The sequence below is a fragment of the Pseudomonas sp. TH06 genome (assembly GCF_016651305.1).
Lineage (GTDB): Bacteria > Pseudomonadota > Gammaproteobacteria > Pseudomonadales > Pseudomonadaceae > Aquipseudomonas.
In genome coordinates this window covers 234,673-250,217 of record NZ_JAEKEC010000004.1, presented here as the reverse complement: position 1 = coordinate 250,217, position 15,545 = coordinate 234,673, and the positions used below count along the sequence as shown (strand labels likewise).

The 15,545-nt window shown below is 58.8% G+C and carries 15 protein-coding genes and 1 pseudogene; 6 read left to right on the top strand and 10 right to left on the bottom strand.

Going from position 1 to position 15,545, the window contains the following annotated elements; genetic code table 11:
* Positions 1-128 precede the first annotated feature (128 nt).
* The 4 genes from JFT86_RS28365 to JFT86_RS28350 form a co-directional block, all read right to left on the bottom strand.
* Positions 129-746, bottom strand: a complete 618-nt coding sequence (locus tag JFT86_RS28365) for an NlpC/P60 family protein (protein ID WP_201239329.1) — start codon at positions 744-746, stop codon at positions 129-131.
* 226 nt (positions 747-972) lie between these two features.
* A complete protein-coding gene (gene hda / locus JFT86_RS28360) occupies positions 973-1,677 on the bottom strand; it encodes a DnaA regulatory inactivator Hda (RefSeq protein WP_003223042.1) in 705 nt (234 codons plus the stop codon).
* A gap of 207 nt (positions 1,678-1,884) precedes the next feature.
* On the bottom strand, positions 1,885-2,958 hold the full coding sequence (locus tag JFT86_RS28355) for an AI-2E family transporter (RefSeq protein WP_201239328.1): 1,074 nt from the start codon (positions 2,956-2,958) through the stop codon (positions 1,885-1,887).
* A gap of 34 nt (positions 2,959-2,992) precedes the next feature.
* Positions 2,993-4,051 (bottom strand): DUF2066 domain-containing protein, encoded by a 1,059-nt coding sequence (locus JFT86_RS28350; RefSeq protein WP_201239327.1) that lies wholly within the window; start codon positions 4,049-4,051, stop codon positions 2,993-2,995.
* 373 nt (positions 4,052-4,424) lie between these two features.
* Here JFT86_RS28350 and purM point away from each other — a divergent pair, with 373 nt between their 5' ends.
* The 3 genes from purM to JFT86_RS28335 are packed head-to-tail and all read left to right on the top strand — an operon-like array spanning position 4,425 to position 6,855.
* Positions 4,425-5,483, top strand: a complete 1,059-nt coding sequence (purM, locus tag JFT86_RS28345; protein WP_201239326.1) for a phosphoribosylformylglycinamidine cyclo-ligase — start codon at positions 4,425-4,427, stop codon at positions 5,481-5,483.
* Positions 5,483-6,133, top strand: coding sequence for a phosphoribosylglycinamide formyltransferase (gene purN / locus JFT86_RS28340; protein WP_201239325.1), 651 nt, complete (start codon positions 5,483-5,485; stop codon positions 6,131-6,133). The genes purM and purN overlap by 1 nt, the downstream gene beginning before the upstream one ends.
* 8 nt (positions 6,134-6,141) lie before the next feature.
* On the top strand, positions 6,142-6,855 hold the full coding sequence (locus tag JFT86_RS28335) for a DUF3108 domain-containing protein (RefSeq protein WP_201239324.1): 714 nt from the start codon (positions 6,142-6,144) through the stop codon (positions 6,853-6,855).
* A gap of 152 nt (positions 6,856-7,007) precedes the next feature.
* On the opposite strand, the gene JFT86_RS28330 is transcribed toward JFT86_RS28335, so the two are convergent.
* Together JFT86_RS28330 and JFT86_RS28325 are read right to left on the bottom strand one after the other, a co-directional pair.
* Complete coding sequence (locus JFT86_RS28330) at positions 7,008-8,633, bottom strand: methyl-accepting chemotaxis protein (protein WP_201239323.1); 1,626 nt, start codon at positions 8,631-8,633, stop codon at positions 7,008-7,010.
* Between the two features lie 130 nt (positions 8,634-8,763).
* Positions 8,764-9,794 (bottom strand): annotated as a pseudogene (locus JFT86_RS28325) (amidohydrolase family protein).
* 152 nt (positions 9,795-9,946) lie between these two features.
* Here JFT86_RS28325 and JFT86_RS28320 point away from each other — a divergent pair.
* Complete coding sequence (locus JFT86_RS28320; protein ID WP_103306606.1) at positions 9,947-10,363, top strand: OsmC family protein; 417 nt, start codon at positions 9,947-9,949, stop codon at positions 10,361-10,363.
* Between the two features lie 61 nt (positions 10,364-10,424).
* Positions 10,425-11,288 carry a pirin family protein gene (locus JFT86_RS28315; RefSeq protein WP_201239322.1) on the top strand — a complete coding sequence of 288 codons (864 nt, stop codon included), beginning with the start codon at positions 10,425-10,427 and terminating at the stop codon, positions 11,286-11,288.
* Positions 11,289-11,421: 133 nt separating this feature from the next.
* Here JFT86_RS28315 and JFT86_RS28310 read toward each other — a convergent pair whose 3' ends face one another.
* The 4 genes from JFT86_RS28310 to JFT86_RS28295 all read right to left on the bottom strand — a co-directional run bounded on the left by JFT86_RS28310 (position 11,422) and on the right by JFT86_RS28295 (position 15,130).
* Entirely contained in the window at positions 11,422-12,150 is a 729-nt protein-coding gene (locus tag JFT86_RS28310) for a dienelactone hydrolase family protein (protein ID WP_201239321.1), read from the bottom strand.
* Positions 12,151-12,218: 68 nt separating this feature from the next.
* A complete protein-coding gene (htpG, locus tag JFT86_RS28305; protein WP_201239320.1) occupies positions 12,219-14,123 on the bottom strand; it encodes a molecular chaperone HtpG in 1,905 nt (634 codons plus the stop codon).
* An 81-nt stretch (positions 14,124-14,204) separates the two neighbouring features.
* The gene (locus JFT86_RS28300) at positions 14,205-14,657 is read right to left on the bottom strand and encodes a PaaI family thioesterase (protein WP_201239319.1); all 453 of its coding nucleotides are present in this window, start codon (positions 14,655-14,657) and stop codon (positions 14,205-14,207) included.
* Positions 14,654-15,130 (bottom strand): PaaI family thioesterase, encoded by a 477-nt coding sequence (locus JFT86_RS28295; protein ID WP_201239318.1) that lies wholly within the window; start codon positions 15,128-15,130, stop codon positions 14,654-14,656. Before JFT86_RS28295 ends, JFT86_RS28300 begins: the two co-directional genes overlap by 4 nt.
* A gap of 158 nt (positions 15,131-15,288) precedes the next feature.
* Here JFT86_RS28295 and JFT86_RS28290 point away from each other — a divergent pair, with 158 nt between their 5' ends.
* Positions 15,289-15,525, top strand: coding sequence for a hypothetical protein (locus JFT86_RS28290; protein ID WP_201239317.1), 237 nt, complete (start codon positions 15,289-15,291; stop codon positions 15,523-15,525).
* The last annotated feature ends 20 nt before the right edge of the window (positions 15,526-15,545 follow it).

Here is a 15,545-nt window from a genome sequence, read left to right as displayed (position 1 = left end):
AGATTCAGGATTCTAGCGGCTACGCGGCAAACTTCAAGTAAGACTTTAACTTCACCTTGTAAAGTCTAGGTCTACTCCCTTGCCGGGAACCTTTGTTGTCGCCACGGACGTGGCGACAACGGGGGGAATTACTTGCGAGCGGTGACCACGGTCGGCGCCATGGCGAGTGCACGCTTGGCTTCGATGAAGGTCTTGCTCCAGTAGCTGTCACCCAGGCTGTCGATGCGAACACCGCCGCTGCGACGACTGCTGGAGTGAATGAACTGGTTGTCACCCAGGTAGATCCCGGCGTGACTGACACGACCGCGACGACCGTTGGTGGCGAAGAACAGCAGGTCACCCGGCTCGAGGTTGCTGCGCGATACCAGCGGCGCGTCAACGTTGATCATTTCGCGAGTGGAGCGCGGCAGGTTCATGCCGGCTTCCTCACGGAACAGGTAACCGATGAAACCGCTGCAATCGAAACCGGCTTCAGAGGTACCACCGAAACGGTAACGGGTACCGATCAGGGACATGCCGCGTTCGAGGATGCTGTCGGCCAGAACTGGAAGCTGGTAAGGCTTGTTGCCGTTGAAGTCCGACAATTCTTTTTCGGTGTCCAGCTCTTCCTGGTAAATAACGGAAGACTGGGCAGTGGCAGAATTTTTAACCTGTTGAGGCTGCTCTTGAACTGGAGAATGAGCAGCGCAACCGTACAACAGGGTGACGAGTGCGAGAGGCACGAGGGGTGCGAAGCGCTTTAGCATGGGCACGACCGTGGCTGATAGTTGTAAAGAAGCCGAGACTATGCCCGCTATCGACCTCATTTGCAAATTCAATCGATCTTTTTGTGACTTCTCGGTTTCTCGTTTACATCTAAGCGCTTAAGCCCATTTGAACGAATACGCGGCCTGCACACCGTGCAGGAAAGCGGATTTTCTGGCGCCTGAAATATGCCGAAACACGCTGAAAGCCGCAGAACCAAAGGGATGGCTACCAACCGAGGGTTTCTTTGAGGAAGGGAATGGTGAGCTTGCGTTGCGCCTGCAACGAGGCCTGATCGAGCTGCTCGAGCAGGTCAAACAGCGCACTCATGCTGCGGGTGCCGCGAGTCAAAATAAAATGCCCGACTTCGTCAGTCAGGTGCAGACCGCGACGTGATGCGCGCAATTGCAAGGCACGTAATTTGTCTTCATCGGAGAGTGGACGCATCTGAAAGATCAGCGCCAGGGTCAGACGCGATTTCAAGTCCGCCAGCTTGACCGGCAGTTCACGCGGCGAGGTTGAAGCCGCGATCAGCAGGCGCCGACCGCTGTCACGCAGACGGTTGAACAGATGAAACATCGCCTCTTCCCAGTCCGCCTTGCCGGCAATCACCTGCAAGTCGTCCAGACAGACCAGTTCGTACTGCTCAAGGTTGTCGAGAATTTCGATACCGCGATCCATCAACTCGGCCAACGGCAGATACACCGCCGGCTCGCCCATCTGCTCGAAACGCAGGCACGCGGCCTGCAACAGATGCGTACGCCCTACGCCGTGTTTGCCCCACAGGTAGATCAGGCTTTCTGTCCAGCCGGCGTCGGCTTCGCATAGGCGCTCGACATAGCCGAGTGCAGCGGCATTGGCGCCTGGGTAGTAGTTGATGAAGGTGGCGTCGTCACGCAGACGCACACCTAGGGGCAGCTGAATCGGTTTCATGCTGACTGAACAGTTCCCAAGGAACCGTTAGTGGCCTCTGTGTAAAGTTTGCGAAGTTTATACCCGTGAAGCTAAGCGCACAATGCGACAGAGTCCAGCCAAATCAAAGGTTTGCGTTAACGCACTGGTTTTATGACAGATTCTCTGACGCCAACACCTGCACGACACGGGCCAACCCGGCGATTCCCCGGGTGGCCGTCACTGTCATTACAACTCAGGCTCGTCCGCCCCGCTATAGATGTCGGAGTCCTTGTACAAGTCGTGTACGTGGCGCACCAGCACCATGATCACCGCCGCCACCGGCAGCGCCAGCAGGACACCGGTAAACCCGAACAGCTCGCCACCGGCCAGAATCGCAAAGATCACCGCCACCGGGTGCAGACCAATCCGGTCCCCCACCAGCAAAGGCGTCAACACCATGCCTTCCAGCGCTTGCCCGACCATGAACACCGCGACAATCCCGATCATCGGGTAAAGGTCCCCGCCGAACTGGAACAACCCGGCAATCAGTGCCGCGCCAATACCGATCACGAAGCCCATGTACGGCACGATCGCCGCGAGGCCCGCGATCAGGCCGATCAACAGCCCCAACTCAAGACCGACAATCATCAGTCCCGCGGCGTAGATCACACCCAGCGCCAACATCACCAGCAACTGACCGCGCACAAATGCCCCGAGCACTTCATGGCATTCGCCAGCCAGCGACACGATGGTCGCTTCACGATCACGCGGCAGCAGGCTGCGAATCTTCGCCATCATCACGTCCCAGTCGCGCAGCAGGTAGAAACTCACCACCGGGATCAGCACCAGATTGGCCAGCCAGCCGATCAGCGCCAGGCTCGAAGCCGTTGCCTGACTCAGCACCACACTGACGATGTCAGTGGTCTGGCCCATGTGCTCGCTGATTGCCGCTTTGACCTTGTCGAATTTCCAGAAGCCATCCGCCAATCCGAGCTTCGCCTGCGCCCACGGCAACGCCGTATGCTGCAACCAGTCGAGCATCTGCGGCGCCAGTTCGTACAGGCGCAGCAACTGTTTGGCGAGCATCGGCACCAGCACCAGCAACAGCGCCGTGACGATCAGGGTGAACAAGGCAAACACGGCGATCACGCCCCAGGTTCGCGACAGACCGAGCCGCTCCAGACGATCCACCAGCGGATCGAACAGATACGCCAGCAGCAGCGCCACCAGAAACGGCGTGAGGATCGGATGCAGCAACCATACAAACGCGCAAAGCAGGACTACCCCACCGAGCCAGAACCAACGCCGCGAATCGGCCATGTACCACTCCTGATGCTTCTATATAAGGAAAGACTTACCAACGAAACCGCAACGACGGTGCCGCCGGTGTCGGGGCCGGCGCTGCAACAGGCGGAGCACCCGCTACTGTTGGCTGTGGCGCCGCCACTGGCGCTGGCGCTTCGGCGGGCAGCTCTTGCAACTTCGCCAGCGACAACTGCGCACGCATCTGATCGGCACTGCCATTGACCCGATAGACGATGCGATCGCCATCGACACTTTGCAGACGCATGCCGAACGGTTCGAGTAACCGCAGCAGCGTCGCATAGCGCTCAAGATTCATGCCCTGCACTTCCAGGGTCTGTTGCCCTGAAGCCCCGGGCTTGGCAACAAAACGTGGCGCCAGACGCTCGGCCACCGCCAGCATCACCGCATCGGCCACGGCGGCCTGATCGGCGCCCTGCACGTTGCCCGCTTCTTTTTGATCGCCCAGCCACAAGTGCCATTTGGCCTGCCACTGCCCGCCCTCTTCCCGCGCATGCACGGCCAGCAAGGCATCTGCGCTGTAGCGCTCCGAAGCCGCGCGCAACGGTGCCGGATCACTACCTTCCAATGCCGGCGCGGTGGCGACCAGTTGCTCACTCAGGTCCGCCAGCGGCAAACGCAGCGGCAAACCTCGGTGCTGAGCCGCCGCCCGCAACGGTGCGGCAGCGGATTGACCGTCACCGACCAGGCTTGAACCTTCGGTTGAATCGTTCAGCCACCAGCTCAGAATCGACGGCCGACTGGCGCCCCACAAGGACAACCCGGCGCGGCGCAGGGCCTGCTCGGTGGTGTTCGGGTCGAAATCGACCTTCAGCACTTCCGGCGGCCCGGCATCAAAACCGAACTGGCTGATGATCTGCTGCGGATCTTTGCGAATCGCCGCCAGCCCGGGATTCTGCGGGGCTTTTGGATCACCGGTCAGGCGCAGCACCAGCGTATCCAGCGCAGCCTGGGTGGCGCGATCACGCTCTTCCGGTGCCTGGCCGTGGACCGGCTCACGCACTTGATAGAGGCCTTTGAGGTTTTCGGCATGACTTGCCAGGCTGACCACAGACAAACAGCCCACAAACAACAATTTACAAAAACGCATGGAAAATTCCCGTCGACAGGAGCGGCTGGAACAGGCCGCGTGAACCGGTTTAGCAAGGCTGTGACCCTTGGCCGATGCAAAACATTCACACGGCGGCGGTAAGTTTTTGCACAGTGATAACGATAGACGGTTAATTGCCACACCTTATACAGGCAGCCAAGGGCCTCAATTGCAAAAAATTTCCACCGATATGCCCCTGCCCGTCGGTGCGAGGATGGCCGCTGCCCCTCAAGCCTGATAAAATCGCGCGCCTTCGCAGACCGGCAACAGCCGGGCACCTCGAAACTCGCGTGAGGCCATCGCCCTCTCGATTTCGATGTTCCCGCTGAACTCGGTCGTTACCCCTGAATCCCCTCCCCTAAAGGCCTGGATCATGAGCAAGCAACCCTCCCTGAGCTACAAGGACGCCGGTGTAGACATCGACGCCGGTGAAGCATTGGTCGAACGCATCAAGAGCGTCGCCAAGCGCACTGCGCGCCCGGAAGTCATGGGCGGCCTGGGCGGTTTCGGCGCCCTCTGCGAAATCCCGGCCGGCTACAAGCAGCCTGTACTGGTTTCCGGCACCGACGGCGTCGGCACCAAGCTGCGTCTGGCGCTGAACCTGAACAAGCACGACAGCATCGGTATCGACCTGGTTGCGATGTGCGTGAACGACCTCGTCGTTTGCGGCGCTGAGCCACTGTTCTTCCTCGACTACTACGCCACCGGCAAACTCAACGTCGACACCGCTGCCCAGGTTGTAACCGGCATCGGCGCTGGCTGCGAACTGTCCGGCTGCTCGCTGGTCGGCGGCGAAACCGCTGAAATGCCAGGCATGTACGAAGGCGAAGACTACGACCTGGCCGGTTTCTGCGTCGGCGTCGTGGAAAAAGCTGAAATCATCGACGGCTCGAAAGTCGCCACCGGTGACGCGCTGATCGCGCTGCCTTCGTCCGGCCCGCACTCCAACGGCTACTCGCTGATCCGCAAGATCATCGAAGTGTCCGGTGCCGACATCGAAACCATCCAGCTCGACGGCAAACCGCTGACCGACCTGCTGATGGCCCCGACCCGCATCTACGTGAAGCCGCTGCTCAAGCTGATCAAGGACACCGGCGCCGTCAAGGCCATGGCCCACATCACCGGTGGCGGCCTGCTCGACAACATCCCGCGCGTTCTGCCAAAAGGCGCTCAGGCCGTGGTTGACGTGGCCAGCTGGACTCGCCCGGCCGTCTTCGACTGGCTGCAAGAGCAAGGCAACGTTGACGAGACCGAAATGCACCGCGTCCTGAACTGCGGCGTCGGCATGGTCATCTGTGTGGCTCAGGAGCACGTTGAAGTCGCCCTGAACACCCTGCGTGACGCTGGCGAGCAACCTTGGGTCATCGGCCAGATCGCCGTAGCCGCTGAAGGCGCTGATCAGGTCGAGCTGAAAAACCTTAAGGCTCATTAATGTCCGCAACCTGTGATGTCGTGGTGCTGTTGTCCGGCACCGGCAGTAACTTGCAGGCCTTGATCGACAGCACGCGGACCGGCGACAGCCCGGTTCGCATCGCTGCGGTGATTTCCAACCGCGCCGACGCCTACGGCCTGCAACGCGCCAGTGACGCGGGTATCGCCACCCGCTCGCTGGATCACAAGGCATTCGAAGGTCGCGAGGCCTTCGACGCTGCCCTGATCGAACTGATCGACGAATTCAATCCGAAGCTCGTGGTACTGGCCGGTTTCATGCGCATTCTCAGCGCTGACTTCGTTCGCCACTATCAGGGTCGCCTGCTCAACATCCATCCGTCGCTGCTGCCCAAATACAAAGGGTTACACACTCATCAGCGCGCGCTGGAGGCCGGCGACACGGAACACGGCTGCTCCGTACACTTCGTCACCGAGGAACTCGATGGCGGACCACTGGTCGTACAGGCAGTATTACCGGTAGAGTTGCACGACACGCCGCAGAGTCTGGCGCAGCGAGTGCATGTTCAGGAACACCTGATCTATCCGATGGCAGTACGCTGGTTTGCCGAAGGGCGACTGGCACTCGGTGAGCAAGGTGCTTTACTGGATGGCCAGTTACTCGCGGCCAGCGGCCACTTGATTCGACACTAGGAGATATTATGCGTCGCGCCCTGCTCTTCGCTTGCGCACTGCTCGCCCTGCCTTTCGCGCAGGCTGCAGACCTTCAACCGTTCTCCGCCAGCTACACCGCCGACTGGAAGCAGTTGCCCATGAGCGGCACCGCTGAACGCAGCCTGACCAAGGAAGCCAACGGCGTCTGGAAACTCAGCTTCAAGGCATCGATGATGATCGCCAGCCTGAGTGAAGAAAGCACCCTGACCCTGGACAAGGACACCTTGCTGCCGCAGTCCTACCACTTTGAACGTGGCGGTCTGGGCAAAGCCAAGAAAGCTGATCTGGATTTCGACTGGAACAGCAAAATGGTCACCGGCACCGACCGTGGCGACGCGGTGAAAATCCCGCTGAACCGTGGCATGGTCGACAAGTCGACCTATCAACTGGCACTGCAACATGACGTGGCAGCCGGCAAGAAGACCATGAGCTATCAAGTGGTCGATGACGGCGAAGTCGACACCTACGACTTCCGCGTACTGGGCTCGGAAAAAGTCGAGACCAAGGCTGGCAAGATCGACGCAATCAAGGTCGAGCGCGTGCGCGACCCGACACAAAGCAAGCGCACCACCGTCCTCTGGTTCGCCAAGGATTGGGATTACCTGCTGGTCCGCCTGCAACAGGTTGAAACCGACGGCAAGGAGTACAACATCATGCTCCAGGACGGTACGGTCAACGGCAAGGCTGTCAAAGGCAGCTGATCCGCCGCGATATCAAAAAGCCCCGCGAAATGCGGGGCTTTTTTTCGCCTGCAACACGCCTCCTGTAGGAGCTGCGGCACGCTGCGATCTTTTGATCTAAAAAAACAGGATCAAAAGATCGCAGCGTGCCGCAGCTCCTACAGGGGTGCATTTCAGACCGAGAATTTGGCCACCATGTTGTTCAAATCCACCGCCAACCGCGATAGCTCCTGACTCGCCGCACTGGTCTGATTCGCCCCCGCCGACGTCTGCATCGCCAGATCACGAATATTCATCAGATTGCGATCCACCTCACGCGCCACCGCCGCCTGCTCCTCAGAAGCACTGGCGATCACCAGATTGCGCTCATTGATCAGCGTAAACGCCGAAGCAATCTCCTCCAGCGCAGTCCCGGCAGCCTTGGCCAGCTCCAGCGTCGAACGCGCCCGAACATTACTCTGCTGCATCGAACTGACCGCCGAATCGGTGCCTTGCTGAATGCCGCCAATCATCTGCTCGATTTCCTGCGTCGATTGCTGCGTGCGATGCGCCAGCGCCCTCACCTCATCCGCCACCACCGCAAACCCACGCCCGGCATCACCAGCCCGCGCCGCTTCAATCGCCGCGTTCAACGCCAGCAGATTAGTCTGCTCGGCAATCGAGCGAATCACGTCCAGCACTTTGCTGATGCCATGAACCTTCTGTGCCAGGTCTTCCACCTGACTGGCATTGCTGGTGACATCCTCAGCCAGGAGCTCAATCGACGACACCGTCTGCTGCACCTGCTCGCGACCGTGCTGGGCAATCCGATCGGATTCACGCGAGGCCTCGGAGGTCGCCACCGCGTTGCTGGCCACCTCTTCCACCGCCGCCGTCATCTGATTCACCGCCGTGGCCGCTTGCTCGATTTCCAGACTCTGTTGATGCAATCCGCGCGTGGCGTCTTCGGTAACGCAGCTCAGCTCTTCCGAAGCCGAGGCCAGTTGGCTGGAGGACTCCGAAATCTGCCGGATGGTGTCACGCAGATTGTGCTGCATGCTTTTCAGCGCGTGCAGCAGCCGCGCCGGTTCGTCCTTGCCGGAGATATTGATGTCGCCAGTCAGATCGCCGCCCGCCACCACTTCCGCCACACCCAACGATTGCGCCAGCGGTAGCACGATGCTGCGGGTCAACAGCAGCGCCAGACCGATGGTGATCAACGCCGTGACACCGATCATGACCCCGACCCACACCCGCGAATGGGTGAACACCAGCCGCGCAGCTTCAGTGGCCAGGTTGGCATTGTGCTTATTGAGTTCGACAAGCTCTTTCAAGGTGACCGCCATGTCGTCGGCCAACGGGCTCATTTCTCCATTGAGAATCGCTGCGGCTTCTTCCACTCGATTCTGCGCAGACAGCTGCATGACTTGCGCCTGAAACTCCAGGTACTTGTGCTCGGCGACCTTGAAGCGATCAAACAGCTTGCGCTCCTCGAGCAGCACGATCAGCACGTCATAACGCTGTTGGGCTTCACTCAGCACGCCGCGCAGTTCATTGAGCTTGGCGACGTTCTGCGCCAACGCCTGCGGATCGCGATTGAGCAACAGGCGCATGGTCAACGCCCGTAGGCGCAACATGTCCTGACTCATCTCGCCGACGGCCATCACACTCGGCAGCCAGTTGTTGTCGACCTCATCGGACTGCGCGCGCATGTTCGACATTTGCAGCAGGGCGAACGCGCCGAGGGCAAATACCATCAGGGCCAACAGACCAAAACCCAATCCGGCGCGCGGGGCAATATTGAGACTACGGATACTCATTGCTCTGGTTCCTTCCAAAAGCGCTGCATCAACCCTGCAGCTGGTTGCTGTAGAAGGTATCGGCCCGGCGAGAATTTGCGTAAGACGAAAAAGTGATATCAAAAGGCCTTAATACTTCGAACGCTCGGCATTAACGATTCAGCGTGGTTTTGCCGGACTTGAACTCCGTTCGCGGCAAGATCGCCAGAAAGTTGTCCCGCGCCACTTTACGGGCGACGTCTTCCGGCAACGCATCAAGGAATGGGGTGAAGCTGTGCATTTCCTGACCGAGCTTGTTGAAACGCCCTACGACGTCCGAACCGAGCATGAAACGCTCCGGATATTTCTCCACCAGCGCCAACCATTCCGCACGCGGCTTGCCCTGTTCGTCCAGCAGATAGGGCGTGAGCATGCTCCACGACAGGTCGACTACAGATTCGGGTAAGCCTCAAGCATCCGCTTGAGGGTGGGCAGGAGAAAGTCCAGTTGCGTCTGATGCCGATGGATCTCGGCACTGGTACCGGCGTGGGCCCAGATGAACCGGGTGTGCGGGTGATTGCGCAGCGGTTCTTCGATTTCCTGCAAATACAGCGGATTTTTCTCACGCTTGGAGGTGATGTTGGAGTGCAGCATCACTGGCAGGTCATTTTCCGCCGCCAGGTGATAAATCCTGGTCATCGCCTCATTGTTGGCGCGCGGCGTGTCACCAGCGGTGAGCGCCGTCAGGTCGTCATGCCGGGTAAACACTTCGCCAATGCCTTGCCACAATCCCGGATACAGATCGAGCATGCGCTGAATGTGCGCGGCGGAGTTCTTGTCGTTGGGGTTGAAGCCGGAAAGAAATGGATGAAAGTACCGGCGCTGCTCAGGCGTCAGTTTTTGCACCGCATCGGCGACGATCACGTCGGTGGCGCTGTACCAATAGGCATCAGCGTCATCGCCGGCGTAATAACGCGGGCGCTTGGGCTCGTCTTCATGCCACTTTTTCGCCACAGGGATGCCGGAAATCATCACGTGCTCGACTGAGCTTTCCTTCATCGCCGTCAGCAGTTTCGCCATGCCGGCAGTTTCCTGGAAAAAATCCACGTAGTGCAGGTGTGCATCGCTGTAGGTGTATTCGCGGGCGCTGACATGACCGGCGAACACCAGGAGGCAGGCGAGACTCAAACGAAACAGGGACACAATTAATCTCCGACAAGTAGGCATAGCCTAGACCCCGCCCTGACGACAAGGGTTCATCCCGCAGGAAAGTGGAACGCGTGCCGGTGGGAATGCTCTATAACTTCAAGGTCTTTTTTGATCGAACGACTTTTCCTACTGCTTGCGAGGTTCACATGACTGTTACCGTCAATACCGTCTCCGCTGAAGGTTTTCGTCACACCGTACAGATTGATGACCACGAACTGTTTGCCGACGTACCGAAATCTGCCGGTGGCGAAGGCTCGGCACCTGAGCCCCACGATTACTTCGACGCCGCCCTCGGTGCCTGCAAGGCCCTGACTCTGAAGATGTACGCAAAAAAGAAAGACATCCCGTTGACCGGCGTGGGTGTCGAAGTGAAACGCGACAACAGTGAGGAGCAGAAAGGCAAGTACGCCCTGCACGTCACCCTTACTCTGAAAGGCGTGCTCACTGATGCCCAGCGTGAAGAATTGCTGCGCGTCGCCGACCGTTGCCCGATCCACAAGCTGATGACCACCAGCGAAGTGACCATCGAAACCCACGCCCCACAAGGCTTTGACAGCCAGTAATCACCACAGCGCCAGCGGCGGGTTATGCTTCTGGCATCACCCGCTCAGCCTGGAATGCACCATGGACACGCAACCCCTGATCATCCGCCCGCGCGCCGAAGACGTCGAAGGCCAGCCGATTCTGCGCCCGTTGCCGTCAGCCAAATGTCGCAGCGTCGGGCCTTTCGTGTTTTTCGACCACATGCTCGAAACGGTTTATCCGACCGGCAAAGGCATGAATATCCGACAGCACCCGCACATTGGTCTGTCGACCCTCACGTACTTGTTCGCAGGGCAAATCCAGCACAAGGACAGCCTCGGCTCCGATCAGGTGGTCAGCGCCGGCGATGTCAGCTGGATGACCGCCGGCAGCGCCATCGCTCATGTTGAACGCACGCCTGAGCCGCTGTGGGATCAGAGCTTCACGATGCACGGCCTGCAAATCTGGCTGGCCTCGCCCAAGGATCACGAACACGGCCCGGGGCACTACAGCCATCACCCGGCAGCGACCTTGCCGGTCAGCGATAACCTTGGCGTGCAAATTCGCATGATTGCCGGGTCAGGCTTTTGTCTGGAATCACCGGTGCCGGTGCTTTCTCCTACGCTGTACGCCGAAGTGAAGATGCAAACCGCGACCACGCTGCTGATCCCCACCGAGCATGAAGAACGTGCGGTGTATGTGTTGAGTGGTGATGCGCAGTTGAATGGCGAAGCGATCGAGCCGCATGCGCTGGTAGTGTTGCCGGCCGGGGAAGAGATGAGCCTGTTTGCCGACAGCGATGCCCATGCCGTGATATTCGGCGGCGCGCCGCTGGACGGGCCTCGGCGGATCAACTGGAATTTTGTTGCGAGCGATCCGGCGGCGATTGATGAGGCACGGCGCAAGTGGGCGGCCGGGGATTGGCCGACGGTGCCGGGGGAAGTTGAGCGGATTGAATTGCCCTGAGATTTGTATCGCCTGAAAAATCGCCATCGCGAGCAGGCTCACTCCTACAGGGGAACGCATTCCAACTGTAGGAGTGAGCCTGCTCGCGATGAGGCCAGGTCAGGCACCACAGAATGGGCGCCTGTCACCAGAATCAGCCCTTGAACACTTCATCCAGCAAATCATGCATCGACTTGAATGCGCGCTTGGCGGTCTTCTCGTCATACATCATCTTGCCCGGCACATTGGCGTGTGGATCGGTAAACGAGTGCACCGCACCGCCATAGCTCAGCAACTGCCAATCGACGTTCGCGGCGTTCATCTCGTCTTCAAATGCCGGCAACTGCTCTTTCGGCACCAACGGATCGGAAGCGCCATGCAGCACCAGCACCGAGCCTTTGATGTTCTGCGCATCCGCCGGGTTCGGCGAATCCAGTGTGCCGTGGAACGCCACCGCCGCCTTCACCGCCGCGCCGGTGCGCGCCAGATCCAGCGCACAGCAACCGCCAAAGCAGAAACCGAACACCGCCAGTTTCGAGGTATCGACTGCCGCCTCACCCTGCTTCTGCAACTGCTCGAAAGCGGCCTGCATGCGTTTGCGCAGCAATGCGCGGTCATCCTTCAGCGGCATCATCGCCGCGCCAGCCTGATCGGCGTTCTGCGGGCGCACGGCCTGGCCGTAAATGTCAGCGATCAACACCACATAGCCCTTGGCCGCCACCGACTTGGCGATCTCTTCGGCACCGGCGCTGACGCCCATCCAGTTCGGCGCCATCAACAGACCCGGGCGCGCGCCTTTGTGCTCGGCGTCGAACGCCAGACGACCTTCATACGGCTGGCCGTCAATCTGATAGATCACGGAACGTACAGTGACTTGGCTCATTTCTGACTCCTGATTGCTTAAACACCAGAATGAAAAAACCCGCCGAAGCGGGTTTTTCTACAACTTGATTAAACCGACAGTTCAACCAGCAGCTTGTTCAGACGGCGCACATACGCGGCCGGATCCTTCAAGCTGTCGCCAGCCGCCAGGGCTGCCTGATCGAAGAGGATGTGCGACAGGTCGCCAAAACGCTCTTCGCTCTGCTCGCCGTCGAGTTTCTCGATCAGCGGGTGGCTCGGGTTGAATTCGAAAATCGGCTTCGAATCCGGCACCTTCTGACCGCTGGCTTCGAGAATCTGACGCATTTGCAGACCCAGGTCCTGTTCGCCAATGGCAAGGATTGCCGGCGAATCGGTCAAACGATGGGAGACGCGGACTTCAGCCACGGAATCGCCCAGCGCAGTTTTCAGACGCTCGACCAGACCTTCTTTGGACTTGGCGACTTCTTCTGCAGCCTTCTTGTCCTCTTCCGAGTCCAGGTTGCCCAGATCGAGGTCACCGCGCGCCACGTCGACAAAAGTCTTGCCGTCGAACTCGCTGAGGTAGCTCATCAGCCACTCATCAATGCGGTCGGTCAGCAGCAGCACTTCGATGCCTTTCTTGCGGAAGACTTCCAGGTGCGGGCTGTTCTTGACCTGCGCGTAAGTTTCGCCGGTGAGGTAGTAGATCTTGTCCTGACCTTCCTTGGCGCGAGCCAGGTAGTCAGCCAGACCGACGATCTGCTCGCCGTCGTCGCCATTGGTCGATGCGAAACGCAGCAGACCGGCAATTTTTTCCTTGTTGGCGAAATCTTCTGCCGGGCCTTCTTTCATGACCTGACCGAAGTTTTTCCAGAAGCCTTTGTATTGCTCAGGCTCGTTCTTCGCCAGTTTTTCCAGCATGTCGAGCACACGCTTGGTCAGCGCGGTCTTCATCGAATCGATGATCGGGTCTTTCTGCAGGATCTCACGCGACACGTTCAGCGACAGGTCGTTGGAATCGACCACGCCTTTGATGAAGCGCAGGTACAGCGGCAGGAACGACTCGGCCTGATCCATCACGAACACACGTTGCACGTAGAGCTTCAGGCCTTTCGGCGCTTCACGCTGATACAGGTCGAACGGTGCACGGGCCGGCACGTACAGCAGCGAGCTGTATTCGAGCTTGCCTTCGACTTTGTTGTGGCTCCAGGCCAACGGATTCTCAAAGTCGTGAGCGATGTGTTTGTAGAACTCCTGGTATTCCTCGTCCTTCACTTCAGTGCGAGGACGGGTCCACAGGGCGCTGGCGCGGTTGACGGTTTCCCATTCAACGGCTGGCTGCTCTTCACCCTCGGCGGCCGTCACTTCTTTCGGCAGCTCGATTGGCAAAGCGATGTGGTCGGAGTACTTCTTGATAATGTTGCGCAGGCGCCAGCCATCAGCGAACTCGTCTTCAGCCGCTTTCAGGTGCAGGACGATGCGGGTGCCGCGCTCTGGTTTTTCGATGGTGGCGACTTCGAACTCGCCCTCGCCTTTCGACGACCAGTGCACGCCTTCGCTGGCCGGGGTACCGGCGCGACGGCTGTACACGTCAACCTGGTCGGCAACGATGAAGGCCGAGTAGAAGCCCACACCGAACTGACCGATCAGGTGCGAATCCTTCTTCTGATCGCCCGACAGGTTCTTCATGAAATCGGCGGTGCCCGACTTGGCGATGGTCCCCAAGTGGGTGATCACATCGTCACGGTTCATGCCGATACCGTTGTCTTCGAGGGTGACGGTCTTGGCGTCCTTGTCGAAGCTCACACGGATTTTCAGATCAGCGCCGCCTTCGAGCAACTCAGGCTTGGCCAGGGCTTCGAAGCGCAGCTTGTCGACAGCGTCAGAGGCGTTCGAGATCAATTCGCGAAGGAAGATTTCCTTGTTGGAATACAGCGAATGGATCATGAGGTGCAGCAGCTGCTTTACCTCGGTCTGGAAGCCCAGGGTTTCCTTTTGAGTTTCCACACTCATGGTCATCAAACTCCAATCAGATGGCAGTGGCCGCGACCCAAATGGTCGACGGCGGGTTGTCATCAGAGTTTGGGGCAGTGTTCAGGATTTCAAGGGCTCTTCAATTTTGAAGTGCGCGCGGGCAGTGGCAATCGGTTCGCCTTCGGTGCTTTGCCAGGCCGTGACCGCCACGTTCGCCACCCGCCGCCCCTGGCGGCACACCTGACATTTGGCCCATGTGTCGCGAAATTGCCCGGCGCGCAGGTAATCGAGAGAGAAGTCGATGATTTTCGGCCCCCCCGGTGTCCCGATGAAGATAAGCAAGTGCAGGGCCGCCGCCAGCTCCATGAACCCGGCGATCACACCGCCGTGAATCGCCGGCAATAAAGGGTTACCAATGTTGTCCTTGTTTGCCGGCAGCTTGAACAGCAACTCGTCACCGACGCGTGAGCATTCAATGCCGATCAGTCCGGCATACGGGATCAGTTTCAGCAACGGTGCATAGTCGCCTTGTGCATGGGCTTGTTGCAGTTGATCCTTGAGTTCGTTGCTCATTGACCTTCTCCCCTTATTGCGCCGCCGAAACCTTTGGTGCCTTTTATATTTTTGCCCATGCGCATGAAGGTGCCGACGACATGGGCGATCGGCTGCTCAGGATCATCCTGATAGGCAAAGCCGCGGGCAAAGATCACATCAGTCGTGACCCGATAGCACTGGGCGAAGCCGTAGACATCCTTGTCAGGCTCGGCGGCGTGCATGTAGTCGATGCGCAAGTCGAGGGTCGGACAGACCTCGAATTCGGGCAGCACGCACAGCGTGGACATGCCGCAGGCCGTATCCATCAGCGAGGTGATCGCCCCACCGTGAATGACGCCAGTCTGCGGATTTCCGACGATTTTCGGACTGTACGGCAGGATCACCGTAAGGCCTTCACTGGAGGCGCTGTGCACCCTCAGACCCAATACCTGACAGTGGCGCAACGCCGATAGAAATCGCGTCGCACGCTCAAAAACGGGGTTTTCGGCCATTTGATAATTACTCTCGTTAGAGCCTTGTGCCAGTAGTAACAAATGCAACAAAAGTTCCGTGTAAAAACAAACTTATATATCTGAAAGAAATGAGGAACTTAACGTTGCGGGCAACGTTCTTAAGGCCAGTAGTTATTTTCCATAAGGAGAAACACCCCATGCGTAAGACTTTAGCTATTGCCTTGATGTTGACCGCTTCCCTCGGTCTCGCTGCCTGCGATAAAAAATCCGAGGACAAAGCTCAAGATGCCAACCAACATGCCGAGCAAGCTCAGGAAAAAATGAACGAAGCTCAGAATAAAGTGAACGACGCGGCGAAAGAAAACGCCGAAGCAGCCAAAGATCAGGCTGAATCGAACGCAGCCGCCGCAGACGAAGCAGCCAAGAAGCAATAATTCGCTTCTGCTGCTCAAAA

Bases quoted from the DNA above. Each gene is read 5' to 3' on its own strand.
- JFT86_RS28315 (WP_201239322.1), top strand. From the start codon at position 10,425: ATGGACACGCAACCCCTGATCATCCGCCCGCGCGCCGAAGACGTCGAA.
- JFT86_RS28295 (WP_201239318.1), bottom strand. From the start codon at position 15,130: ATGGCCGAAAACCCCGTTTTTGAGCGTGCGACGCGATTTCTATCGGCG.
- JFT86_RS28320 (WP_103306606.1), top strand. From the start codon at position 9,947: ATGACTGTTACCGTCAATACCGTCTCCGCTGAAGGTTTTCGTCACACC.
- hda (WP_003223042.1), bottom strand. From the start codon at position 1,677: ATGAAACCGATTCAGCTGCCCCTAGGTGTGCGTCTGCGTGACGACGCC.
- purN (WP_201239325.1), top strand. From the start codon at position 5,483: ATGTCCGCAACCTGTGATGTCGTGGTGCTGTTGTCCGGCACCGGCAGT.
- JFT86_RS28350 (WP_201239327.1), bottom strand. From the start codon at position 4,051: ATGCGTTTTTGTAAATTGTTGTTTGTGGGCTGTTTGTCTGTGGTCAGC.
- JFT86_RS28330 (WP_201239323.1), bottom strand. From the start codon at position 8,633: ATGAGTATCCGTAGTCTCAATATTGCCCCGCGCGCCGGATTGGGTTTT.
- JFT86_RS28290 (WP_201239317.1), top strand. From the start codon at position 15,289: ATGCGTAAGACTTTAGCTATTGCCTTGATGTTGACCGCTTCCCTCGGT.
- JFT86_RS28365 (WP_201239329.1), bottom strand. From the start codon at position 746: ATGCTAAAGCGCTTCGCACCCCTCGTGCCTCTCGCACTCGTCACCCTG.
- htpG (WP_201239320.1), bottom strand. From the start codon at position 14,123: ATGAGTGTGGAAACTCAAAAGGAAACCCTGGGCTTCCAGACCGAGGTA.
- JFT86_RS28310 (WP_201239321.1), bottom strand. From the start codon at position 12,150: ATGAGCCAAGTCACTGTACGTTCCGTGATCTATCAGATTGACGGCCAG.
- JFT86_RS28355 (WP_201239328.1), bottom strand. From the start codon at position 2,958: ATGGCCGATTCGCGGCGTTGGTTCTGGCTCGGTGGGGTAGTCCTGCTT.
- JFT86_RS28335 (WP_201239324.1), top strand. From the start codon at position 6,142: ATGCGTCGCGCCCTGCTCTTCGCTTGCGCACTGCTCGCCCTGCCTTTC.
- JFT86_RS28300 (WP_201239319.1), bottom strand. From the start codon at position 14,657: ATGAGCAACGAACTCAAGGATCAACTGCAACAAGCCCATGCACAAGGC.
- purM (WP_201239326.1), top strand. From the start codon at position 4,425: ATGAGCAAGCAACCCTCCCTGAGCTACAAGGACGCCGGTGTAGACATC.